We start from the raw sequence: 24,360 nt of genomic DNA on the forward strand, positions 1-24,360 counted from the left end.
ACCTACACTTTCTCTCTGCTATTTTTGCCAAATAATCCTGAAGGTTTGAAGAGCAGAATGAGAATAAGCACAGCAAAGGCAACACCATCGCGCCATAAAGAAAAACCAATGGATGTAACCCCTGTCTCAATGACTCCAAGCAGAAGTCCGCCAACAAGCGCACCTGGAATGCTTCCAATTCCGCCAAAGACAGCAGCGATGAATGCTTTTAAACCTGGAAGAATCCCCATTAGCGGATCAATAGAACTATAAGTCATTCCAAATATTACCCCAGCTGCAGCCGCTAAAGAGGAACCGATGGCGAACGTAATAGAAATCGTCGTGTTAACATTAATCCCCATAAGACGTGCGGCGTCCATATCATACGATACGGCACGCATAGCTTTCCCGATCTTTGTACGGTGAACGATATATTGTAAAACTATCATTAAAATAATTGTCATCAGCAGAATCATAATTTGATGGGAATCAATCTGAATGCCCATTACGTCATACTGCTGCTTAGGAAGGATTTCAGGAAATGCTTTAGCTTGAGGCCCTAGAAAGAATATTCCGCCATTTTCAAGCAAAAAAGACACACCTACTGCTGTAATCAACACAGCTATCCTAGAAACATTTCGTAAAGGCTTGTACGCTAATCGTTCAATAGCAACCCCAAGAAGTGCGCTGAGCAGCATGGATACGAATAAAGAGAGGAGGAAGACCCAAATCGGAGAAACACCTTGAGCGATCAATACATGGGCCGTACCCAATCCAATGAAGGAACCGACCATAAATACATCGCCATGTGCAAAGTTAATAAGCTTAATAATTCCGTAAACCATTGTATACCCAAGCGCAATTAGCGCGTAAATACTTCCAACGGAAATTCCATTAATGACTTGTTGGATGATGTAATCCATAAAAAATTTCGCACCTCTTCTCGTTGTATTGTAACCGCATTCAATTATTAAAGTATTGAGCGCAAAAACACTAATTTCTTTGATTATTTAAAAGATTGCAAATCTATTAATCAGTATATTATCATACATCGGTCAATTATGTAATATCCTTTTGCAAAAATTGTTGCAAATCTTGTCAGAAAACCTATCATACATTTGACAATGAATATCACACTAAATTAATACAGGTCTTCACACTTGGCGTAATTCGTTCTGAATACTTAAAGCGGCGAGGATCATACTATATCCATGACAAAACTAACTTTTACAGCCGATCAATTGGTCAGTTCCACCATCGCTTCTAAAAAATTTGGTGAGCTGCGTAAGAAAGCCAAGGATCTCCCACAGTTTATAACAGAGAATGGTGCCGTCGATACGGTTTTAGTTGGGTATCCTTACTTCGAGCAAATGTTTGAACGTCTGACTGAGCTGGAGGAAAAAGAGGAGGAACGCATTCTGAATGAACGTATCGATCGCATCAATCAAGAACCGAACACCATTTTAATTTGGAAGGAAATCCGCAGAGAACCACATGAAGGAGCGATTGGATATTCATTTTGATGCAGATGCAGCTAAGGAGTATGGGCAGTTAGATATTTCCATATTAGATGAAGTCAATAAAGCAATCGATGAATTGAGTTACCGGGCGGATGAGGTCAGTAAAGAGCTTAACCTTCATTCAAATCCGAAACTTGCGAATTGTAAAGAAGTTATCCTGAACGAAGCCGGAATCCGGATTGTTTTTAGGATTACCAATGATATCGTAGAAATTTTGCGTGTGGTTCCTGTTTCAATAATGGAAGCAGTTAACCCTAATCCTAAGGTTTTAAGCCATTTTCCAGGCAACCAACGAAATGAATTCATTTTAGCCATACAAAAATGGAAACAAGAATACGAGCAATAAGAACATATTTTTGTTAACACCATTCAAGAAATTCAAGGCGATTGCCGAACGGATCATTCAAATAGAATCGTTTTACTCCTTCCTCGACTCGTGCATCATCATGAATGACTGGTAGGTTATTACTCTCCAAATAGTTTCTCAACTCATCTAAATGATGTACATGAAATGCTGGATGTGCTTTTGTAGCTGGAATAAAATCCTTTTGAACACCGATATGAACCTGATGAGTACCGCATTTAAACCAAACACCGCCGCGTTTTCTTAAGTTTTCAGGTTTCGGGATTTCTGTCCAGCCTAATAATTCTGAAAAAAATGTTCTTGCCTCATCTTCACAATTTTCAGGAGCCGCTAATTGAATATGGTCAATCCCCACAAATGAAAAATTCATACATAACCCTCCAAACATAATTTCATATAGTGAAACTTAGTTTCATTAATTTTATCAATTGTATCCTATAAATTCCACTATTTTTTGCGTATTAATAACCAACAAACCCTTGTCTCTATCCACTTGTATGCCAGTTTGGCAGCACCGTGTAGCCACGCCACTCCTCCGGCAGCAATCGCTGATACAGCGGCTGCAGGTAGCGGTCGTCGATGAGCAGCAGCACGCCGCGATCCGTTTCGGAGCGGATCAAGCGGCCTCCGGCCTGCTGTACTTTGTTCATGCCGGGGAAGACGTAGGCATATTCGTAGCCGTTTTTACCGGCGCCATCCATGTACGCCTTGATCAGATTGCGTTCCGGCCCCAGCTGCGGCAAGCCAACACCGATTACAGCCACACCTGTCAGTCGGTCTCCCACCAAATCGATGCCCTCTGAGAAGATGCCTCCCATGACAGCGAAGCCCACAAGCGTCTTCTCCGTACCTGCTTGAAACTCCTCCAAAAAGTGCTCACGCTCCTCCTCAGACATCTGAGTCTGTTGAACGAGAACTCGCAGCTTGCTTCCCGCTTCCTCTGGCCGCTCACCTTCATTCTCACCCTGTTCACCAACGAGGTCGGTGAAAGCCTCATAAATACTGCTCATATACGCATACGAAGGGAAAAATACCAAATAATTACCTGAGTGCTCCGCTACCAGCTTATACAACGAACGGGCAATCGGCTCTCGGCTGCGCTCTCGATCCTGATAGCGTGTCGACAACGGCTGCACGAAGACCTCCAGCTGCTCTTTGGAAAAAGGAGACGGCACCGTCACAGAGTAGTCATCTTCCCCAGCCCCTAGCCCGTCCATGAAGTAGGACAATGGCGAAAGCGTCGCAGAGAAAAACACATGCGACCGGTACCCTTTCCCCATCTGCCTGAGCAGATGAGAGGGATCAAGGCAGAACAACTTCACGTTGACCTCATTCCTGTCACACTCGGTGAACGTCACATACCGCTCATCGTACAGCTTGGCTATGCGCACAAAATTTTGCGCGCCAAAGTAAGCCTCCAGCAGCAGCGGGCTTGCTGGGCTTCCGTCATTTGTGACCAGCACTTTTTCCGCTCCTGCAATAAACACCTCCAACAGTGCAAGCAGTGGTTCCGGCAGTTCTGGCTCCACCAACATCTTACGATCCCCTATCTGTTTGCGAAGCGCAATAAAATAGTTGTTTATAGCCTTTGCCGCATCATGCAGATCAGCTCGAACACCTTTAAATTCACGCTGCAGCGCAAGGAAATCGGATTTAATTAAAGCGCTAGAATACATCTCCCTCGCACGATCAACGAGATTATGCGCCTCATCTACAAGCAGGGCTGTTTGCCGCTTCTGTTCTTCGAACAGTCTTTTCAAGTTCACACGAGGATCGAAAATATAATTGTAATCGCAAATGACAGCATCGGCTGCATAAGCGACATCAAGTGAAAACTCAAATGGACACACCCGATGCTTGTGCGCATACGACTCGATAACAGGGCGTGTTATGATGGTCTCCTGTCTCAGCAGATCGAGTACCGCCTCGTTAATACGGTCATAGTAGCCATCAGCAAACTCACAATGCTCCTTCGAGCACCGTACTTCCTCCTTAAAACACACCTTCTCCTTCGCCGTAATCGTGACGACGTGCAGCTGAAGACCACTGGCCTGCAGAAGCAAATAGGCTTCCTCCGCGGCCGTTCGGGTAATCGTCTTCGCCGTCAGATAAAAAATCCGCTGCAAAAGCCCCTCCCCGATCGCTTTGACGGATGGAAAAAGGGTCGACATCGTCTTCCCGATGCCTGTTGGGGCTTTGGCGAACAGCTTACGCCCTTCGTTTATTGTTTTGTATACCGCACTGGCAAGCTTACGCTGTCCTTCACGGTAATTTGGGAACGGAAAGAGCAGCTCCTTGATGCTCTGATTCCTGCGCTGTTCATGATCATGTCTCGCCTGTGCATAAGGAAAATACGCCTGCACCACGTCGTGCACGAACTGCTCAAGCTCGTCCATTGATGCTTCCACAACAAAACGCCGGGTATTTTCTGTTTCAACCTGCATATACGTGAGTTGAATACGTATACGGCTCAGCCCTCGGTCTTTGGCCACCATATAGGCATAGCACTTCGCTTGCGCCCAATGAACCGGATAGGAATCCTCCTCAATTAGGCCAATGTCGGATGAGGTTGATTTAATTTCATCCACCGTAACCGTCACGCCATCTGCATCAAGTAAAAGACCATCACAACGTCCATCAATGACAAATAAAAGCTCTTCATACTCAATATCAGCCGAAACATACACCTCATGCTGATCCGACTCACCGTATTGCTTCTGCAATTTTTGATGCGCTTTGGTCCCTTCCGTCAGCGCACGACTTGTCCGAAAACCAGACTCTATACTCCCGCTGCGATACACATATTCCACCAGAGAGCGCACGGAAATGTTGACGATATCGGCCATCCTTTTTCTCCGTCCTAGAACATTTGTTCTTTATTGTAGCATGTACGAATACGTAATAGCTACTTAATGCGGTCATTTTTTACCATATAGACTCGTGATAGGGCCTCCTACATGTTCTTTTTCAGTAAGTTCTTTCTTAAACTGCTGCACACAAATAGATCAAAAAAAGGACACCAAACTCTCTGCAGCTGCAGAGGGCCGGTGTCTTTTTCAAACATATTTACCCTTTGGGCTGAACCCAACGAAACGGCGTCGTATTAAAAAACAAATCCGGATTGACCTGCACATTATGCGCCCAAAAGGTAAAGTGCAGATGCGGTCCGGTTGAGAATCCGGTCGTGCCGACCAGTCCAATGATATCGCCCTGCTTGACCCGTTCGCCTGGTTTCACGCGCAGCTCTGAGAGATGGGCGTACTGCGAGAAAAGCCCCATTCCATGGTCGATGTAGATGGAATTGCCGGTCAAGTACAGGCTGTCGGCCAACGCGACGACCCCATCGTTGGTAGCTTTGATCGGGGTGCCTTCCTTCGCGGCCAGATCAATGGCCAGATGAGAGCTGTCGTATTTCCCGTTCACATAACGGGTGTACCCATACGGTGTTGTCAAAATCCCCTCGACGGGCTGTACGAACGGCCCGCTGAATAGAAACTCCGGCTCGGATTGACTTCGCGCCAGATCAATCTTCTTCTGGTCGGCCGCAATGCGCCCCGTATCTTGCTTCATGCTTTCCATCTGAGCTGTTACATTCAGATACTGTGTTTCGAACTTCTTCGGCCGAATCGTGAGTGTCTGATCACCAATTGGATATTTTCCCGGCTTTGCATTCATCGTGATAGGTAAGTAAGTGAAGTACCCCGCTCCATAAGGTTGGAGACTATACGTTTTATTCAACCAAGTTATACTCCCAGGTTCGTCGTGACGCACCAGCACTACATCGCCGGGGGCTGCGCTTTCCGGCACGAGCTTCCACTTTGAACCCATAATCGCTTTGGCTGCATCCTTGGTTGCATAGAGCGCTGATTCCTTCTTCAATTGCTGCAGATGTTTCTTCTCTTTAAGAATGGCTGCTTTGAGCTCCTCCGTCATTCCATCCACCCAGGTTTGTCCCCCATCTGCTGTGATGAGCAGTGGATTTTTGCTATCCTTGCTACTAGCGAGAAGCGCCCATCCAATGCGAGGCGTCAGGAATTGTGATTGCTTCACCGGAAAAGTGCTGGCACCTAACGCTACAGTAAGCGGTTTAGGGATATCCTGCTGACTCGGCGAACCTGCCTCTATGCTAAGCAGCTCTGCTATCGTTCCGTCTGTAGGTAAGGTGCTCGCTGCCTCCTCGGTCGTGAAGTCAGTTCTGACTGCGTCATGCCACTGCGCCCCGCCATCCTCGGTTCTCACGATCCCATCTGCGTATTTCACCCAGCCTCGATCAAAGTCGAGCATGCGAAATTCCACAGCCTCTCGGGGTTGTGGCGTCGGCATTGGTGTGGCTACTGCTGCTGTTATATCCGCTTTATGGCTCAATAAAGAGGACGCGCTGAATGACGATTTGCCAATAACAATAACGGCACATGCCGCAAGTAGGCAGGCTCCTGCTAATAGCGGCCATTGACGACGTTTTTTTGATTTCACAGACACTATACCTCCCTCACTTGCGATGGGTTGTCTCTTCCTGTTCATATGCGTCCATAATAACACAAAAAACCCGAAGACATCAGTGTCTTCGGGTTTCGTTATGTTAAATTTGCACGCCTTTTTTTAGCGTTTTCTGATCACTATTCGTGTTATTAACTAAAGGAAGCAACTTGACACTTCGAACCATGGTGGACTGACATAAATGACAAGTCGGTACGTGATCGAATGCAAAATTATCTCGCATCCAGCCTTTACAGCCTTCTTTTTCACAAGACCATATCGTCACATTTTCTAGAGGCATCTCTTCAAGCGACTTTTTTCTGGAATACATGATAAACCTCCTTAGAGTTTTGCCGTTTGCAAAACCTTCTTCATAAGCATGGGTTAAATTGAAAAAGACTGCCATTACAAAGTAAAGGCAGTCTTTTTAATTATATTACAGTTTTACAACGTTTTCTGCTTGTGGTCCGCGGTTGCCTTGAACAACGCTGAACTCAACGTGTTGGCCTTCATCCAAAGTTTTGAAACCTTCGCCTTGGATTGCGGAGAAGTGAACGAATACATCGTTGCCGCCTTCAACTTCGATGAAACCGAAACCTTTTTCTGCGTTAAACCATTTTACTGTACCAGTAGCCATGAGAAATACCTCCAAAAATTATTAACATGTTTTTTATTCTTCAAAGAGAAAAAATTCACACATTGCAAAAGGTTCACTAACAAAAATGAAAACCCTTTACAATATGTGAATTCAGGTTCTTTTTGTCGATTGGTTTCATCATACCATATTCCTTTTGAAAACGCAAACTATTTCCAGTTGATTTACAAGTATGTAATCGCTTACCTCACGAAATGGGCTATAGCGTACAAGTTGGTTAACCCCTACTTAAGTCTAGGTATTCACTTAGTCCCTGGACCGTCAGCGGAACTCAAAATCATCCGGAGTGAGCGGGGGAAGTACGGTTGTGTGAGATTATGTGACATTAACTTGACAAATTGATCCTTATCGGTTTACTCTAGAGGAAAGCAGGAACTGAATACTACCCATTTCGTATAACCTTAATAATTGGATTAAGGGTCTCTACTTAGAAACCGTAAATTTCTAGCTACGAAAAATGTGCGCATTTTAGCATATTTTTCGTGGCTAGTTTTTTTGTGTTCATAGCTTCATACAATAAGCAGAAGTAGGAGGTTAATAACGATGGCGAACATTCTAATTAAACACGCAGAAATTGTGACGATGAACCGCGACGGAGATATACTAACAGGGGATATTTTGATCGAAAATGACCGAATAACCGCGATTGGCCCGGACTTGAACCCCGTACAAGCGGATACAATCATTGACGCTAAACATCGGACGATCATTCCAGGCTTTGTTCAAACGCACATTCATTTATGCCAAACGTTATTCCGCGGCAAGGGTGACGATCTGGAGTTAATGGATTGGCTGAAACATCGGATATGGCCGCTTGAAGCTTCGCATGATGAGGATTCGATCTATTATTCAGCTATGCTCGGCATCGGAGAGTTGATTCAAAGCGGCACGACGACCATCGTCGATATGGAGACGGTTCACCATACCGACTTTGCTTTTCAGGCCATTGCCGCAAGCGGAATCCGAGCCCTGTCCGGCAAGGTGATGATGGACAAAGGGGACGAGGTGCCTTTCGCCTTACAGGAGAAGACCTCCGAATCACTCCAACAAAGCGTCGATTTGCTGGAGAAATGGAACGGCCACGACGGCGGACGCATCCAATATGCATTCTCTCCACGATTCGTTATCTCGTGTACGGAGGAGCTGCTTCGTGAGGTTCGCAGCTTGTCGGAGCACTACCAAGTGAAGGTACACACGCACGCTTCCGAGAATCTCGGCGAGATCGAGATTGTGCAGGCAGAGACCGGCATGCGTAATGTCGTCTACCTCGATCATCTCGGCTTGGCGAATGAGCGCCTGATTCTGGCACACTGCATTTGGCTCGACGATCAAGAGAAGCGCATCATCCATGAACGCGGCGTGCATGTGAGCCATTGTCCCGGCTCTAACCTGAAGCTGGCTTCCGGCATCGCCGATACACCTGACATGCTGAAGCTCGATATCTCCGTCAGCCTGGGAGCCGATGGCGCGCCGTGCAACAACAATCTCGATATGTTTAACGAGATGCGTTTGGCTGCGCTTATCCAGAAGCCAAAACATGGTCCGACGGCGATGGATGCACATACGGTTTTCCGCATGGCAACCATTGGGGGCGCCCGTGCGGTCGGCATGGAGAAGGAGATCGGCAGCCTCGAAGTCGGCAAGAAGGCCGACCTAGCGATTCTCGATCTGAACAATTTCCACACGTATCCGTCCTTCGATGTGGATCCGATCTCGCGCATCGTTTACTCGGCGACACGAGCTGATGTGGAAACGACGATCATTAACGGTCGTATTGTCATGGAAAACCGCATCATGCGGACGATCGACAAGGATATCGTCCTGCCTGAAGCGAACCGCTCCATTCAGCGTCTGTTGAAGCGCGCCAATCTACGCTAAAGCAGCATCTAACGCGCCAAAGCCCGCAGACCAATTAGCATGAATGCTAATTGGTCTGCGGGCTTTTTTTTATGCAAGTCATTTTATTAGCCTTTCAGCCCTGTCGTTGCGATTCCTTCCACGATATACTTTTGGAACATAAAGAATATCAAAAATTGCGGAATGAGCGACAGTACGGACATAGCGAACATATAGCCCCAATTCGATACAGAAGACGGATCCGAAAACATGCGCAATCCCATGGAAACCGTAAATAATTTCGGATCGTTCAAGTAAATTAACGGTCCCAAAAAATCGTCCCATGTCCACATAAATGAAAAGATAGCGACAGTCATTAAAGCCGGTTTCGCAAGAGGCAAAATAACCCTCCAAAAAATATTGTACGTATTGCATCCGTCAATTACCGCTGCCTCGTCCAGCTCACGAGGAATACCACGAAAAAATTGAATCATCAGAAAAATAAAGAATGGGGTTCCGCCGATATAATGGGGAACAATAAGGGGCAAAAACGTATTTACCCAGCCTAACTTTTGGAACATAATATACTGCGGAATCATTGTAACCTGACCAGGAAGCATCATGGTGATCATCAAACAGGCGAAAAAAAACGAACGTGTTCGAAATTTCAATCTTGCGAACCCGAACGCAACTACACTTGATGAAAACAGGGTTCCAATCAAACCTGCCAAAGTAATTGTTGTGGAGTTTCGAAAGAAAGTGGAAAAACTTGTCGTCCCAAAGCCGTTCCAGCCATTGATGTAGTTTTTCCATTCTATTGTGGATGGAATTAAAGATCCCGCATACTTAAATATCTCCGATTCCGGCTTCAAGGAACTCGCTAGTGTCCATAATATCGGGTAAATCATCAAAAGCCCAAACCCGATTACAAATGTATGAAAGCATATGCGTCGAACAGACAATGTCATCTATTTGCCTCCTTCAGACTCGTAATACACCCAGGCCGAGGAAGATTTAAAGACGAGTGCAGTCAATAAACCGATGATCAAAAGCAGTACCCAAGCCATCGCCGAGGCATATCCCATTTGAAAGTGGGTGAAAGCGTTTTGATATAAATAGACGGCGTAAAATAAAGTTCGGTCAAGCGGTCCTCCTGCTGTTATCAGAAAGCTTTGCGTAAAGGACATAAACCCGCCGATCATTTGCATCACTAAATTAAAGAAAATGACTGGGGTTAGCATGGGCAGCGTAATTCTAAAGAAATTAGATGCTTTACTCGCTCCATCGACCGCTGCCGCTTCGTACAATTCTTTTGGGATTTGTTTAAGGCCTGCCATAAAAATCAGCATCGGAGAACCGAATTGCCACAGCACGAGCAGGATAAGTGACCATAATGCCGTATTTGGCTCTGTAATCCAATCTATGCCTTTTATGCCCAACAGCGAGAGTCCGCTATTTAGAGCTCCATGCAAGCCAAACAACTGCTTCCACATCACCGAAACAGCCACACTGCCGCCAATAATCGACGGAATATAGTAGACTGTTCGATAAAATCTAACACCGCGGTAATTCCTCGTAAACAGAGTTGCTACAAAAAGGGCAAATATCAATTTCAAAGGAACGGATATAAAAACGAATAAAAAAGTTACTTTAACAGAAGTCCAGAAGCGCGAATCTTTCGTAAACATGTGAATGTAATTATCCGAGCCAACCCAATTTGGGCTTGACAGCATATCATAATCCGTGAAGGACAAATAAAGTGAAGCCAAGATAGGGCCAAGTGTGAACACCAAGAATCCCAACAACCAAGGTGAAATAAAGCTAAGTCCGACTATTTCTCTTTTGATTTGTCTATTCAATCCCATCACTCCCTTAAGAATACAAGCCATCCTGATGTAGAAGATGGCTTGTTCCACAAATTCATTGGTTCAGATTATTTGATTCACAGGAATCACTTACTTATTTGCACTTAGTATGGTAACGGCCTCGCTCCGGAATTGCTTTGCCGCATCTTGAGGGGGTGTTTTTCCATAGAGCACCTCGTCTTGAAGGCGCTTTAACAAATCTGAAACCTTACTTCCTCCTTTGGGAGCCGGCGGGTCAATCTGGCGCGAGTGTTTTTGGACATAATCAATATAATTGAAATGTTCTTTCGCTCCGCCGTCCAGTTTCGGCAGCAAATACTCACGCACTTTGGAGGAAATCGGAACTCCGCGTTCGCCGAACAAAACATCATTCGCTTTTAAGTCATTCGTGAAATAATCTACAAATTTTACAGCCGCTTCTTTATGTTTGGAGTCCGACGCTACCGAGAAAAATAACGCAGGCTTCAAATAATTACCTTCCTGGCCGCCGGCAATACCCGGAAGTGGAATCAATTTCAGTGGATGTTTAGCGTAATTGGTAAAGGCAACAACCAGGTTGCTTGTAAAAGGACGTACAGCGGAATTCCCCTTCACAATTAAAGTATCCGGGTCGCTCTTGATCGCATTGAGAATTTGTGGAGGAGCCATTAAACCGTCTTTAACCAAATTGCTTTCCATCGAGAAAAAGTCAGTTAAATATTGGTCGTTGTCATATCCAAGCCCATTTCCTTCTTTATTGTATAATGACATACCTCGATCTCTTAAATAGTACCCAAAGTCAAATGTCGTATCGATCGGATAAAAGTCCTCTTTGCCTACCTTTTTCTTCAGATCTTTGGCAATTTGAGTTATATCGTCAAAAGTGTAACCCTCTTTAGGTGGAGAAACACCTGTTTTTTGGAATACTTCCGGATCAATCAGCATGGCAGGCGCATTTGCTCCCAGATTAACTGCATACAGGTTATTATTCATTTTCCCGCCGTTGATGAACAAGTCATTGACATCTTTCAAATCAAGCTTTCCGGTTTTAACGTAGGAGTCAAGAGGTTCCAGAAGCTTGCGCGTCGTATACTCACCGAGATAGCCGTAGTCCATCTGGAATACATCGGGTAAGTTTTTCCCTGCCGCTTCGGTTGCCATCTTGGTCCAGTAATCACCAAAGCTTGCATATTCGGTCTCGATCTTAATATTCGGATTCTGCTCTTCAAACATTTTGATTACTTTCAAGGTTCGGTCATGCCGGTCTTGTCCACCCCACCAAGCAATTTTGAGTGTTTGGGGACCCTCTTTGACCGCTGCTTCTTTTGAACTGCTGCATCCGACAGCCCCTAACGATAATGTTGCTGTGAGCAGGAAAGCCCCAATCTTGATAATCGCATTTTTTTTCATTTGATTTTCCTCCCTCGCTTACTGAAAGCGATTTCATTTTTATTTTGCGAAAAGTCACAGCTTTTCGCATTTCTTCATTTCGCGCGAGCCGCTGTGACTATTTCGGAAAATACAATCTTTAATTCCATTCTAAATGAGCTTCCACTAAAAGCTTCTTCAATGCTTTCACAGCTACAACAAATAATTCGGGTCCGCTGAAGCCTTGAAAGGGGCCTGCCGCTGATAAATGCGGCTCCAGAGATAGGAAGCCGTTAAAATTTTGTTCTCTCAATACCTGAACAAGCTGCTGTAATTGCCCGTCGCCCTCGCCGGCAGGAACAACCTTTCTGCTTTCAGTCAGCGCATCCTTAATGTGATAGTAAGCAATATAAGGCGCAACCAATGGATAAGCCTCCGTCATGGGGCTTACTCCACATTGAACGTAGTTAGCCGGATCAAATGCTCCACGCAGATTCGATGAATCGCATGCAAGGAAGATTTCCTGACAGCGCTCACCGGTATCTCCATATATATCTTTCTCATTTTCATGCAATAATTGAACGCCTTCTTGTTCCGCCAATCTCGTTAGCTGCTTCATGCGGCTCAAGACTTCTTCACGGTATACAGTGGGATCATCTCCCTCTGGTATAAAAAAAGAGAAGATGCGTATAAACGGGGCGCTAAAATATTTGGCTACATAGATGGCTCTCTTGAAATCTTCCATATGTGGCTCAAAGGAATCCGTAATTTTTATTTTCCCGATCGGGGATCCAATTGAAGATACTTTGAAGCCGCGGGCATCAAGACGCTCTTTAACTCGAGCGAGTTCGTCGTCCGTCAGTTTTAACACATTCTTGTCCCATACCCCTCTAAATTCGATATGAGAGATGCCCTCGGAAGCCAATACATCCAATTGAACTTCTAAATCGGGCGAAATTTCGTCAGCAAAGCCCGTTAATGTAATCATTTACTCCACTCCTTTCCTATCCTTTATTGATAGTCTTTTGCTTTTTTCACAAGCTCGTCGTAACCCGCTTCTGGGGTTAATTTCCCGAATAATACCTTTTCACCGACGTCCTTGTAGTCTTTGGATGTATAATTGCTCCATCCTTTGGCTCCCGGATTGAAAGGTTGAGCATCAGGCGCTACACTCTTAATCAGTTCGCCTTGCTGTTTATCTGCGGCAGTAAATTTAGGTGCCATATAGGCAAGAATCTTATTAGAGACTGGAATACCCCTTGTAGTCGTCAGAATATCCGACGCTTCGTTTTCATTTACAAACCAATCGATGAATTTCTTGGATTCTTCAGCATATTTAGAATCCGCACTTACCGACCAAAACATAGAAGGCTTTAACCATCCGCCGGCTTGTGTGCCTTTAGGCGTTTTCACTAACATGTAAGCACCGGGTTTCAAACTCTCATAGCCGGGGAATATTGCAGCTAATGTCCGTCTTACCAGCACCGTTTCGTTGTTCATTAAATCCATTTTTGCATCATATTCGATATCAGTCGTTGTTATTTCAGGAGTAGGAACGATGCCGTCTTTTCTCAATTCTGCATACTTTTTAATAAAACCTAACCAAGTTTCTTTATCGATATTGAATTTTCCATCGGCAGTAACCGGATAGCCTTTACCTTGGCTAACTTGATACGAAGTATAGGTGTCATAATCTGCAGTTGCATCCATCAACGCATATTTGCCTTTATCAAGCTTAGCTTTAGCATCCTTCCCAAACTGGAAGTACTGATCCCATGTCCAATTATTGTTCGGAGGCGTGACCCCTAGCTTATCTACCGTATTTTTGTTATAAATCATGCCGTTAGCGTTATTTCCGAGAGGGATTGCGTACAGTTTATCTTTATACTTTCCTGAATCTACTAGAGATTTATCGATATCTTCGGTTCGAATGCCTTTGGACAGATCTGCCAGTTGATTTCTACCTGCATATTCCGCTAACCATTTGGCGTCCATTTGGATAATATCGGGCGCATTTTTAGCCGACGCTTGGGTGGCTAATTTATCAGCATATCCGTCAATGCCGGAAAATTCAGGTTCAAAGGTAATATTCGGATGTTTTTGGGTATATGCATTTAACGCTTTTAATGTAGCGTCATGCCTGGCTTGCGAACCCCACCACATGATACGCAGCTTTATCGGTTTATTACTTGCAGAGTTAGCAGCTGTATCCGAAGTGCTTGTTCCGCCTGATTTATTACCTGAACCGCAGGCTGTCAGACTCGTTGCTAAAACCGCAGTCATCAAAAGCAAACACCATTTTTTTATCTGTATCTCCTTTTTCACTTTTATTCCCCTCCCTAGTTGTATGATCTTATTATATGAATTGTGGGAATCAAGAAAAATAAGAGTAATGAACACATTTCTTTCATTATTGATCAAAATCTATTTCTTTCCTATTTCACTTGGACTAATGCCGTTGTATTTTTTGAAAATAGAGCTGAAATAAGGCACATTCTTGTATCCTACCTTCTCCGCAATCTCATAAATCATAAATTTGCCTTCGATTAAGAGAGCTTTGGCCTTTTCCATCCGTATTCGGATCAAGTAATTTGTAAACGTTTCTCCAGTCGCTTTCTTAAAGATCTGATTTAAATAGTTGCGGGATAAATAAAGAAGCTTGGACAAACTTTCCAAAGTTATCTCTTCCGCGTAATGATTATGCACATAATCAATCATAAAATCGATTGCTTCTTTATGTCTTGAATTTTCACTCCATCCGCGGCTGGAGATAATGACATGCGTCTTATCCTTCAACCAATGCTGCAGATCTTCCGGCGTATGGATTTTTTCGATCTCCTGACTTAATATACGATCTGGAAACAGCTCTTCCAAAACAGTGCCGACATTATATAACGTATAGGCAAATATTGCCCAAAGCTCCGTACATAAATACTGTAGGTATGCAGGTAGTATCGTCGGCAACTGCTGCAGCTGAAGTATATATTCGTCAATAATTTGATGGATGGTCTCTTCTTTGGAGTAGACAATGGCTTCCGCCAGTTCTTGGTAAAATTTGATCGGACGAATCGTAATTTCTTTCTCTGCCGAAACTAGGAGCTTCTCTGTCTGCTCCGGAACAATCGTCTGCTGCAATAAATCAAGAAAAGCTTCTTCGGTCGAATCCGAAAGTTCCCGCAAGTCTTTCACGTCACCCACACCAATCCGTAATACTAAATGGAGATAGGTGAAGACACATTCCGTAATGCGTTCTCCGATCAATCGCACCCTGTTCAGAGCTTCTTCCTTCGAGGTAAGCATCTCTATATGGAAGATGATAGCCGCATGGTGGCTGTGCAGTTCGATAAATTCTGATTCTGGCCAATCCTTGGCTAAAATTTCGAGGGTAATGTTTGCGAGTGCAAACCGAAATAAGTTCCAATCCATCAGTGAAAGATTGGAGATTCGATCTGTACGTACTAACTCGATCCCCATAACGAGGTGGCCTTTTTGCGTCCAGGTATTATATTCGGATAGCGGAATGTTTTCATTCAACAAAGTTTGATCGATAGTGCCTGTAACGACAGCCTTCATCCATTCCTTCTGGACAAAAGGCTCGTACTTCATAAGTCTGATCTTTACTTCTTCTTGCTCAAGCTTTTTCAATTCTTTGGCTTCCAGTTCTTTAATGGTTCGTTCCAAGACAATTCTAAGCTCTTCCATGGTCAACGGTTTACTGAGGTAATCACTTACTTGAAGCCGTAAAGCTTGACGCGCGTAATGAAAATCGGAATAGCCGCTTAATATGATGATCTCGCCGGGAAAGTTTTCTTCTCTCAGCTGTTCAATCATTTCAAGACCATTCATGACAGGCATATAAATATCGGTGATGACAATATCTGGTTGGATTTCTCGTATCTTTTCCAAACCTTCCTGCCCATCCATTGCCTCCCCCGCCCACTCCGCATCGAGTCCTGCCCAATCAATGGACTTTTTCATACCTTCAAGCACTTGAAAATCGTCATCAATAATGAGAACTTTCCACATGGAACTTCTCCTCCGCCTCGTATTTATTTTCTATTATCGGTAATCTTAGGATAACTAGAGTCCCCCCACCTTCCGCGTTACACAGTTCCAACCCATAAGGAGCCCCAAAAAAAGCCTCTATTCGCTCCGTTACGTTACGTATCCCATAACCGCCTGTTTTCCTCTCCTTTTTTTCATTCCAATTCTGCTTGAGCCCCACGCCATTATCATAAATTTGAAATTCGACTTCCTGGTCTCGGATCATCGCTGCAATTGTTATTTTCCCTGATTTTTTGCCATGAAAACCATGTATTATAGCGTTTTCTACAAAAGGCTGTATGGTTAGTCTGGGAATGTAAAGATCCTTTAATTTCTCATCCATTGAAATGGAAAATGACAATCGATCTCCCCAACGTATTTGTTGAATTTGCAAATAACTTTCTACATGAGTCATTTCATCCGGAATCGATATGATCGTTTCCCCGTTTGAAAGACCGATACGAAACATTTTGCCCACGAGCGAAAGAATTTTACTGATCTTCTCCTGTCCTGACTCAATGGCCAGCCAGTTGATTTGATCCAACGTGTTGTAGAGAAAATGTGGGTTGATCATTGCCTGCAGCGCTTGAATTTCAGCTTCCCGCTGCCGCTTATGCTTATCTTTCAAAGTAAGCAGCAGTTCTTCAATTCTTTCCATTTGCTTGCGGTAGCCATTAAACAAATTGCCGAACTCGTTCTTGTAATCCGTTGGCAAATCGATAATTGCTCCTTTTGAAGGAATCCTGCCCATATTCGTTAACAACAACCTGATCGGTTTTGTGAATTGTCTCGACAAAAACAGCGTAAATATAGACGCAATAAAAATAGCTGATAAACCTACAGATACTAAAATTAGCGCCAATCGCACACTGCCGTGAACGATGTTTTTCCACGGAGTTACTTCAACCAACATCCAATCGGAATGGGGTTTGCTCCAGACCAGCATAGCTTCCTTGCCACCGGTTGAGGGCACAGGAACGCTTTCCAATTTTTTATTTTCGTCTTTTTTGATTCTGCCCTTCGCGAACTCAATTAACGCCGGATCTCCAATGGAAGCAACCGTTTTGCCTCTCGCATCAAGGAGTATCCTGTTCCTGCCTTCTGTTTCACCGCGCATCAGATTCTCAATTTCGGTTCCCTTCACATTCAACAAAAGCAGTCCGTAATACTTTCCTGAATTGCTATATAATTTTCTTGCAAAGCTATTCACACTCATCGCGCCTTTATTCGTTTGGATCTGATGCGCTCCAATCCATGCAAAATCATTATTTTGAATATCCGAATACCAGCCCTCTACCTTCGCCCGCTGTATATCGATAAATTGAACCGGACCTTGCGACGATGCCGAAATGGGATTATCCATATATAAATAAACGGACTGCACCATCGTCGTACTGTAACTAAAGCTGGATAGCATTTTTTCCAAATTGGTTTTACGGCGAAGACGTTCAAATGAGTCTTTTTCCATAGGATCAAAGCCAATCCTGTCCACATTAATGGCCGCTGTAAGCGACATTTGCTCGATGGATTTCAATTGGATATCAATTTGCTTATTAAGTTCATTCAATACATCCTGCTGATAATATGACGTGATGTCCGCAAGTTCTCTAGAAGATAAGCTGTAGCTGACCCATGTGAAAATAAGCAGTAATACGGTAATGAAGGAGGCAAAACTCCAAAAAAATAGCCGATCGATTCTTAATCGCTTAAAAAGGTTAATTAGGACCGCCTCTTTCTAATAGAAAAAAGCTGCTTCTGTATGCAGCTTTTCCTTTGTTTATATTATTCTAGTTATATTTTATCATAATTTATCCTTTCACCGCACCCGATGAGATGCCATCCACAAAATGGCGCTGAGCCATAAAAAAGATGACCATAGAAGGAATAATAGATATCAAGGACATGGCAAGCAATTCTCCCCAAGGCAGCTTTGACGTGCTGTCAACGAACAATTTCAATGCAAGCCCAACGGTATATTTATCTACGGAATTGATATACAGCAAGTGTCCAAAGAAATCATCCCAATTCCATAAGAAACAGTAGATCGCGACCGATACTAACGCCGGCTTGGTCAGTGGCAAAATGATCCTCCAATAAATGCCGAACCAGCTGCAGCCGTCTATTTTAGCCGATTCATCAAGTTCCTTCGGAATTCCCCGAATAAACTGAACAAGCAGAAAGATAAAAAACGGACCGCCAATTCCCCCCGCCAAAGCATGCGGAACATAGAAGGGCAGGTAGGAATTCACCCATCCAAAAGCATTAAACATAATATACTGCGGAACAAGTGTAACTTGGCTAGGAAGCATTAATGTAATCATGAGAATGGAAAACCAAAATTTCTTAAACGGGAAATCCAGTCGGGCGAAGCCAAAAGCGACCAAACTGCAGGACAGCACCGAAGTGATTAATACGCCAAGAATAAGCTCGAACGAATTGATATAAAAGTGGGTGAATGAATATTTGGGAAGCGCAACCCACCCTTCAGTAAAGTTACTCCATAACCACTGTTTCGGAAAAAGAGCCGGCGAGCTCATTTCCGCGTTGGATTTAAACGCTGCCCCTACCCACCATAGTATGGGATATATCATGACAAGACTGAACAAGGATAAAAATAGATGAGAACGAAGTGATTGACGTAATGATGCATTCATTATTTTTTGCTCCCTTCAGCTTCGTAGAATACCCAGTACTTGGATGAGGCAAAGATTAATGCCGTAACCAACCCGATAATCACAAGCAGAATCCAGGCCAACGCTGAAGCATAGCCCATCTCATATCGGGAAAATGCGCGCTCGTACAAATATAAAGCATACATATAAGTGGAATTAACCGGACCGCCTTTTGTTATGATAAAGGCTTGCGTAAACATTTGAAAGGAACCGATCACCTGCAGCACAAGGTTAAAAAGAATTACCGGAGAAAGCATAGGTAAAGTAATACTGAAAAACTGTCTAATTTTCGAGGCGCCGTCCACAGAAGAAGCTTCATATAATTCAGGCGAAATTTGCTTCAAACCGGCAAGGAAAATAACCATTGATGAGCCAAACTGCCAAGCAACAAGCAAAACTAACGTTCCGAGCGCAGTACTAGGATTGCTGATCCAACTGATTCCCTCGATACCAAAGATGCCCAAAACTTTATTAATAAAACCGTCGGAACCGAAAATATTTTTCCACAAAATCGCTACGGCAATACTGCTTCCGATTAAAGAAGGCAAATAAATAAAAGTCCTATAAAACGAAATTCCTTTTATTTTCTTATTGAGCAGCATAGCTACCATTAATGCGCTAACCAGTTTTAGCGGCACAGAAAGAATAACGAAGAGAATCGTTACCTTGAGAGATTGGCGGAATACATCGTCATCCGAGAAAATACGCACATAGTTTCTTAAACCAATCCACTCCGGATCATCAAGCAAAGTATACTTGGTAAAAGAGTAATGAAATGACTGAATCATTGGCCACATAGTTAAAAGTAAAAAACCTAAGAGCCACGGGGATACAAACAAATAACCTGCAAGAGGTGATTCCCATCGTCCTTTGAAGAATGGGACACGTCGTGAAACATAGGATTTTTCTGTAAGTGAACTCGATGTTGTTTTCATCATGATTACCTCACATTCAATATTACTTGCACCTTTATTATAAAAGAGTGCACTCTACTATAAAATGAGAGGATTGAACGCATCTTTTTCACAATTGAACACTTTGGGGTGCATTTGAAGTTACCTTGGAGAGATGTATGAATGACAGGGAGGGAAAGGTTCCCCCCTCTGACGATTGCTCATATATTAGTACTAATATGTTCATCGAAAGGGGAACTTCCATGGATCGAGAACGAGATTCCCTCGTCTTTGCCCAAGTGTCACAAACGCTGCCTAAAGTCATTGCTATCGTTAAGGCGGCTGGGGATGTAGGTGATATCCAAACCAATTCCGTGACAGGCCGCGTTTATTTTGTTCATAGTGAAAATCAAGTAGGCGTCCTTGATGGGAATACCAATCGGGTCATCCGAAATGTGAAGGTGGGTGATGGCACTACTTTTCTCGCGGTGAATCCCCGGATCAATCGTATTTATACCACGAACTTCCGGGAAGCAACCGTTTCCGTGATTAGTGGAAAAACAAACAGCATGCTGACGGCCGTACCCGTCGGACAGCGCCCTTTTGGCATCAATATTCACCAAGGAAGCAACCGTGTCTATGTCGCCAACTTAAGCGGGACGATTAGTGTCATCGACGGCAGTTCCAACCGCATTATCCAAACGTTAAGGGTTGGCGGTTCGCCGGCGTTTGTATCCATTAATGAGCGGATGAACCGAGTTTATGTTACGAATGTAAGCACGAATTCAGTTCATGTCATTGATGGGAAGACGCTTAAAATACTGTCGACGATCAAGGTAGGGCGAAATCCCATTATTAAGCCAGCCATTAATAGCGTGACCAACCGCATCTTCGTGGCCAACAACCTGAGCCGCTTCGCCTCTTTGATATTAGGCCGTACCCTCGGGAAAAGCATCCCCCTCCAGCTAGGAAGCAGACAAAGCGAGGTCGCTGTGAACCCTCTGACGAATCGCATTTATATCACTAGTGCTCAGCAAGCAGGGAGCGGCAAGCTCTTCATCCTGAACGGACAAACGAATACAATCGTGAAGACCCTACAGATCCCGACTTTCTCCTCGATCCTCGTCAATCCGCTCACGAACCACTATTTTGTCGGGGATTCTGATGGAAGAAACTTGTTTGTGTTCAGCGGAAGAACAAATACGCGCTTGATCACGCTTCGTACGGGAAAATCCGCAGGAAATATGGCCCTGAACACACGAACGAACCGAATTTATGTGGGGAATATGGGGACTATTACGGTTGTTCAAGACCACTTTTGAAAAAGCCTCCAAATCCACGAACGATCCGTGACCATGGAGGCTTTCACTATGCTATCCCTCGATGGAAGCTCGAAGGCCATTATTTTTACGTTGAACAGATTTCATTAAATCGGCATTAACTTCCTTATCATCCGCCATACTAATGAGCGCATGGACATCCTTCGGCAAGCATTTCCCCCCATACCCGCGATTTTCCTCATACACGAAGGTATGACTGCGACCGATTCTAGGGTCTTCCAGCCAAACTTCCCGCAGCTCATTGTAATCAATCCCATGAGCTCCAGCAATATCATAAAATTCATTGCAAAAGGACACTTTAAGCGCCAGAAAGCAATTTTCCATGTATTTCGCCATCTCTGCTGTTCGGGCATCTGTCTGCCGGATTCTCACTTCAGCGTTATACACCTGCTGATAAGCGCGGATCACAGGGCTGACATCTGCAGATAGCCCTCCAAAGGTGAGCCACGTTCGATGACGTAAATCCGAAAAGGGGTGATCAACGGTTTCCCCATAATATTCGGGCTGGAAAACGATTCTTTTCCCCGTTCGTTCCTTCATAGCGTCAGTGAACCCAACAGGAACCGTCGAGCGAATCACGATAACTTTGGCCGTCAGCCACGAAATAACTTCTTCTACGATTGACGTATCGCATTTACCGCCTGGGAGCGAGGGGGTAGGAACACAGATGAAAACCACGTCACATACGTTTACCTCAACTTGGCTGCCTATCTGCATAGGTGCGTCATACACCGCAGCGTTCGGAAATAAGGCATGTATGGCCTTGCCAACATGTCCGTAGCCAACAATACCTATTTTCATCATTAGTCTTCGCTCCTTGTTGTTCGAAATCCGTGCTGCGGCTGTTACGCAGCCACTTTCTCTTCCTGATCCTGCTCTTGTTCATGGCGCTTCCTCTGAACGGAAAGCAGGATGAATACCAAGAAGTAGTATCCCCAATAACCGACGAATTCCTCCAGTGATGGATTCTGCGTATAGCCGAGGAATGCTTTGAAGAAAATGCCGACCTGCCCATTAATGAGCGGCGCATTGCCCGTATCACGGAGATATTGCACACCGTCAATGGGGTGTTCCGGCATGATAGCCGTAATATTGTAAATTTCACCAATTTGGTGACCTGCTGTCCGATACAAACTGCCGATAATCCCCAAATCCTGCATAATGCCAATTGCTTGCACAAACAGACCTGCCGAAATCATCATCAGAAACACACTCGTGATGCGGAAGAACGTGCCCAGCCGAATTTTCTTCGTTCCTTTGAAAAAAAGAAGACCGATCACTATGGCCAGAACAAGTCCACCTAGTGCTCCCCAGCTTTCGAGTGCTTTCTGTATGTTTCCTCCCGTAATTGCGGCGAAGAAGAAGACCGTCTCCACCCCTTCGCGCACAACGACTAAGAAAGAGTGGACAACCATATTAATGGCGCCGCCAATGGTCAGAATATGTGCAACCTTACTCTGAACCTTCCCCTGAAGCTCGCTGTTTTGTTTGCCCATGAACATGAGCATATGCGTCAACAGGCCGGATGAGACGAGCATAATCCCGATTTTCAAGTAATTCTGACTGCCCATGCTGGCAAATCCGGTCAACAAGACTTGGAAGGCTAGGGCCAGGCCGTAACTAACGATTAAAGCCAAAATCACACCAACCCACACCCATTTATGCCAGTGAACGGCATCTATACGAGTTAAGTACGTAACAATAACACCAACGATGAGAATAGCCTCAAGCGCTTCACGAAACGTAATGAGAAATGCCTGTAAATCCATGATCTGCCCCCTGTCCTCTTCCTTTGCTCCTGCATCAACGTTGAAAGACACTTGCGCCATTCAGACGCAAGTGTCTTCGCTATGAACGAAAAATGATTAACGAAGAATGATGATTTCACCATTTTGGAAAAATACGCGTTTGCCGAACAACTCTGCTACAGCACGCAATGGAATGAAGGAGCTGCCGTTTTCGATAATGACCGGTTGATCCAGTTTGACTTTCTCATTCACTTTACCATTCTCTACCACTTGATCGGATCCTAATGTAATTTCCGTTTTCTTACCCTCTTTTGTGATGACAACTGTTTTCGTTGCGTCTACCCATTCGACTTGAGCATTAATCGCTTGTGCAATAACACGAACCGGCACCAATGTGCGACTGCTTTCTGCGTTGATGAAAGGAGCATTCTCCGCTGTGAAAGCAGCACCGTTTACTTGATACGCTTTGTCGCCAATTTTCAAGCTGGAACCATCTTTGTCAACGAGGAACTTAAAAATTTGGAAACCGTACTCTTTGGTAGCAGCAAGATCGGAATTATTAACGGCTTCTGTGAATTTCGTTGCCGCTACACTTGCAGCCGCATATTTCTCTTTACCTAAGAAAACTTCTTGGCTAGCTAGGAACATCGTACCTTCGGCCACATAACCGCGAGCGCCTTGCAGGTCTCCAGCTTCAAGCTTGATGAAAACTTGGTTAATGTATTCGGATACTTTACCGATCATAGTACGTTGGAGCGCGTTACCAATTTCATCTTTTTTAATTTTGCTTGCATCGCCTGATCCAAAAGCATCTTTAACGAAATTACCGTCAGCGATACTTCCGCCTCTCAGGTACGTATAAACAGGCATGTACAGGAAGTAACCTTCTGTAATTGCTTTCGGTTGATCAGCTGGTGCTGCTAATCCCACTTTTTCAGCATATGTATACGCCGCAAGCGCGTAATTTTTGATTAACGTTTTGTCAAGAATTTGACGGTGGAAGTTAAAGTCATTCAGATTATTATCCTTAATATCTTTTTGAATGAGTTCGATGGTTGTTTTTAATAATGAAACCATGTTCAAGTTATATTTGGCATCGCGTTTAACAACGTTAGGTTGCAGCGTACCTTCATAGATTTGAACAACTTTGTCAAAAGCAGCTTTTGCTCCGGCAACATCACCTTTGGTCAAAGCAGGACGTACTTGGTTGCTCATCAGATCACGAAGTGCGAAGAAGAAATACCATTGTAAGCCTTTGTCAATCGCTTCATCCGCTTGGCCGACATTCAAATCGCCTTTAATGGCACCGTCCAACACAAGCATGATGTTCGTATCGATCTTAGGATCGTCTGCTTTGATGTTCACATCAAGACGCTTAACATCGGTTTGGAATTTATCTACATATAATTTCTTTACATCGGTAAGAACTGTTTTATCTGTAAAAAGAGCTTTAATATCCGTGTAAGATTGGATTCTGGCAGCGATTGTTTGATCTTCTGTGATTTGAAATTTACTTTCTGCAAAAGCCACAGAGCTAACAGTAACAACGCTAGATAAGGCCAATGAAACGCTTAATGCAACAGCTAAAAATTTACGCATAGTAATTTCTCCTTTAAGTATG

The 24,360-nt window shown here is 44.2% G+C and carries 22 protein-coding genes and 1 riboswitch; of the genes, 4 read left to right on the forward strand and 18 right to left on the reverse strand.

What is annotated here, in order from left to right; all coding sequences use genetic code 11:
* Positions 1–2: 2 nt before the first annotated feature.
* Positions 3–902, reverse strand: a complete 900-nt coding sequence (locus BLT91_RS15350; protein WP_090822371.1) for a branched-chain amino acid ABC transporter permease — start codon at positions 900–902, stop codon at positions 3–5.
* A gap of 288 nt (positions 903–1,190) precedes the next feature.
* Between BLT91_RS15350 and BLT91_RS15355 the strand changes: the two genes are divergently transcribed.
* Together BLT91_RS15355 and BLT91_RS15360 are read left to right on the forward strand one after the other, a co-directional pair.
* Complete coding sequence (locus tag BLT91_RS15355; protein ID WP_090822373.1) at positions 1,191–1,502, forward strand: hypothetical protein; 312 nt, start codon at positions 1,191–1,193, stop codon at positions 1,500–1,502.
* Positions 1,474–1,845 (forward strand): hypothetical protein, encoded by a 372-nt coding sequence (locus tag BLT91_RS15360; RefSeq protein ID WP_141224996.1) that lies wholly within the window; start codon positions 1,474–1,476, stop codon positions 1,843–1,845. Before BLT91_RS15355 ends, BLT91_RS15360 begins: the two co-directional genes overlap by 29 nt.
* Before the next feature lie 13 nt (positions 1,846–1,858).
* Here the strand turns inward: BLT91_RS15360 and BLT91_RS15365 are convergent, their stop codons facing one another.
* The 5 genes from BLT91_RS15365 to BLT91_RS15385 form a co-directional block, all read right to left on the reverse strand.
* Complete coding sequence (locus tag BLT91_RS15365; protein WP_090822377.1) at positions 1,859–2,233, reverse strand: VOC family protein; 375 nt, start codon at positions 2,231–2,233, stop codon at positions 1,859–1,861.
* 115 nt (positions 2,234–2,348) lie between these two features.
* Entirely contained in the window at positions 2,349–4,709 is a 2,361-nt protein-coding gene (locus BLT91_RS15370; RefSeq protein WP_090822379.1) for an ATP-dependent DNA helicase, read from the reverse strand.
* A 220-nt stretch (positions 4,710–4,929) separates the two neighbouring features.
* Positions 4,930–6,336 carry a M23 family metallopeptidase gene (locus tag BLT91_RS15375; RefSeq protein WP_254776967.1) on the reverse strand — a complete coding sequence of 469 codons (1,407 nt, stop codon included), beginning with the start codon at positions 6,334–6,336 and terminating at the stop codon, positions 4,930–4,932.
* Positions 6,337–6,442: 106 nt separating this feature from the next.
* Entirely contained in the window at positions 6,443–6,670 is a 228-nt protein-coding gene (locus BLT91_RS15380; protein WP_079415429.1) for a cold-shock protein, read from the reverse strand.
* Between the two features lie 105 nt (positions 6,671–6,775).
* A complete protein-coding gene (locus tag BLT91_RS15385) occupies positions 6,776–6,976 on the reverse strand; it encodes a cold-shock protein (RefSeq protein ID WP_090822383.1) in 201 nt (66 codons plus the stop codon).
* Between the two features lie 389 nt (positions 6,977–7,365).
* Positions 7,366–7,465: riboswitch (purine riboswitch) on the forward strand.
* Between the two features lie 72 nt (positions 7,466–7,537).
* Here BLT91_RS15385 and BLT91_RS15390 point away from each other — a divergent pair.
* Positions 7,538–8,872 carry a 5'-deoxyadenosine deaminase gene (locus BLT91_RS15390; protein WP_090822385.1) on the forward strand — a complete coding sequence of 445 codons (1,335 nt, stop codon included), beginning with the start codon at positions 7,538–7,540 and terminating at the stop codon, positions 8,870–8,872.
* An 86-nt stretch (positions 8,873–8,958) separates the two neighbouring features.
* On the opposite strand, the gene BLT91_RS15395 is transcribed toward BLT91_RS15390, so the two are convergent.
* From BLT91_RS15395 to BLT91_RS15435, 9 genes are all read right to left on the reverse strand, one after another.
* Positions 8,959–9,798: a carbohydrate ABC transporter permease gene (locus BLT91_RS15395; protein WP_090822388.1), complete on the reverse strand. Its 840-nt coding sequence runs from the start codon at positions 9,796–9,798 to the stop codon at positions 8,959–8,961.
* Positions 9,799–10,689, reverse strand: a complete 891-nt coding sequence (locus BLT91_RS15400) for a carbohydrate ABC transporter permease (protein ID WP_254776968.1) — start codon at positions 10,687–10,689, stop codon at positions 9,799–9,801. It abuts the gene before it with no gap.
* A gap of 96 nt (positions 10,690–10,785) precedes the next feature.
* The gene (locus tag BLT91_RS15405) at positions 10,786–12,084 is read right to left on the reverse strand and encodes an ABC transporter substrate-binding protein (protein WP_090822392.1); all 1,299 of its coding nucleotides are present in this window, start codon (positions 12,082–12,084) and stop codon (positions 10,786–10,788) included.
* 118 nt (positions 12,085–12,202) lie between these two features.
* Positions 12,203–13,030 (reverse strand): sugar phosphate isomerase/epimerase family protein, encoded by an 828-nt coding sequence (locus tag BLT91_RS15410; protein ID WP_090822394.1) that lies wholly within the window; start codon positions 13,028–13,030, stop codon positions 12,203–12,205.
* Between the two features lie 23 nt (positions 13,031–13,053).
* The gene (locus BLT91_RS15415) at positions 13,054–14,367 is read right to left on the reverse strand and encodes an ABC transporter substrate-binding protein (RefSeq protein ID WP_090822396.1); all 1,314 of its coding nucleotides are present in this window, start codon (positions 14,365–14,367) and stop codon (positions 13,054–13,056) included.
* 99 nt (positions 14,368–14,466) lie between these two features.
* Positions 14,467–16,068 (reverse strand): response regulator transcription factor, encoded by a 1,602-nt coding sequence (locus BLT91_RS15420; RefSeq protein WP_090822397.1) that lies wholly within the window; start codon positions 16,066–16,068, stop codon positions 14,467–14,469.
* Positions 16,046–17,653, reverse strand: a complete 1,608-nt coding sequence (locus BLT91_RS15425) for a cache domain-containing sensor histidine kinase (RefSeq protein WP_090822399.1) — start codon at positions 17,651–17,653, stop codon at positions 16,046–16,048. Before BLT91_RS15425 ends, BLT91_RS15420 begins: the two co-directional genes overlap by 23 nt.
* Before the next feature lie 241 nt (positions 17,654–17,894).
* Positions 17,895–18,740: a carbohydrate ABC transporter permease gene (locus BLT91_RS15430; protein WP_090822401.1), complete on the reverse strand. Its 846-nt coding sequence runs from the start codon at positions 18,738–18,740 to the stop codon at positions 17,895–17,897.
* Positions 18,740–19,693, reverse strand: coding sequence for a carbohydrate ABC transporter permease (locus BLT91_RS15435; RefSeq protein WP_090822403.1), 954 nt, complete (start codon positions 19,691–19,693; stop codon positions 18,740–18,742). The genes BLT91_RS15430 and BLT91_RS15435 overlap by 1 nt, the downstream gene beginning before the upstream one ends.
* Before the next feature lie 221 nt (positions 19,694–19,914).
* Here BLT91_RS15435 and BLT91_RS15440 point away from each other — a divergent pair, with 221 nt between their 5' ends.
* On the forward strand, positions 19,915–20,973 hold the full coding sequence (locus tag BLT91_RS15440) for a YncE family protein (RefSeq protein WP_175532316.1): 1,059 nt from the start codon (positions 19,915–19,917) through the stop codon (positions 20,971–20,973).
* A gap of 51 nt (positions 20,974–21,024) precedes the next feature.
* Here BLT91_RS15440 and BLT91_RS15445 read toward each other — a convergent pair whose 3' ends face one another.
* The 3 genes from BLT91_RS15445 to BLT91_RS15455 form a co-directional block, all read right to left on the reverse strand.
* Positions 21,025–21,795 (reverse strand): Rossmann-fold NAD(P)-binding domain-containing protein, encoded by a 771-nt coding sequence (locus BLT91_RS15445; protein ID WP_090822407.1) that lies wholly within the window; start codon positions 21,793–21,795, stop codon positions 21,025–21,027.
* A 41-nt stretch (positions 21,796–21,836) separates the two neighbouring features.
* Positions 21,837–22,760 (reverse strand): FTR1 family iron permease, encoded by a 924-nt coding sequence (locus BLT91_RS15450; protein ID WP_090822409.1) that lies wholly within the window; start codon positions 22,758–22,760, stop codon positions 21,837–21,839.
* A gap of 96 nt (positions 22,761–22,856) precedes the next feature.
* A complete protein-coding gene (locus BLT91_RS15455; protein ID WP_090822410.1) occupies positions 22,857–24,338 on the reverse strand; it encodes a copper amine oxidase N-terminal domain-containing protein in 1,482 nt (493 codons plus the stop codon).
* Positions 24,339–24,360 lie beyond the last annotated feature (22 nt).

Origin of the sequence: Paenibacillus sp. yr247, assembly GCF_900103825.1 — a bacterium.
Lineage (GTDB): Bacteria > Bacillota > Bacilli > Paenibacillales > NBRC-103111 > Paenibacillus_E.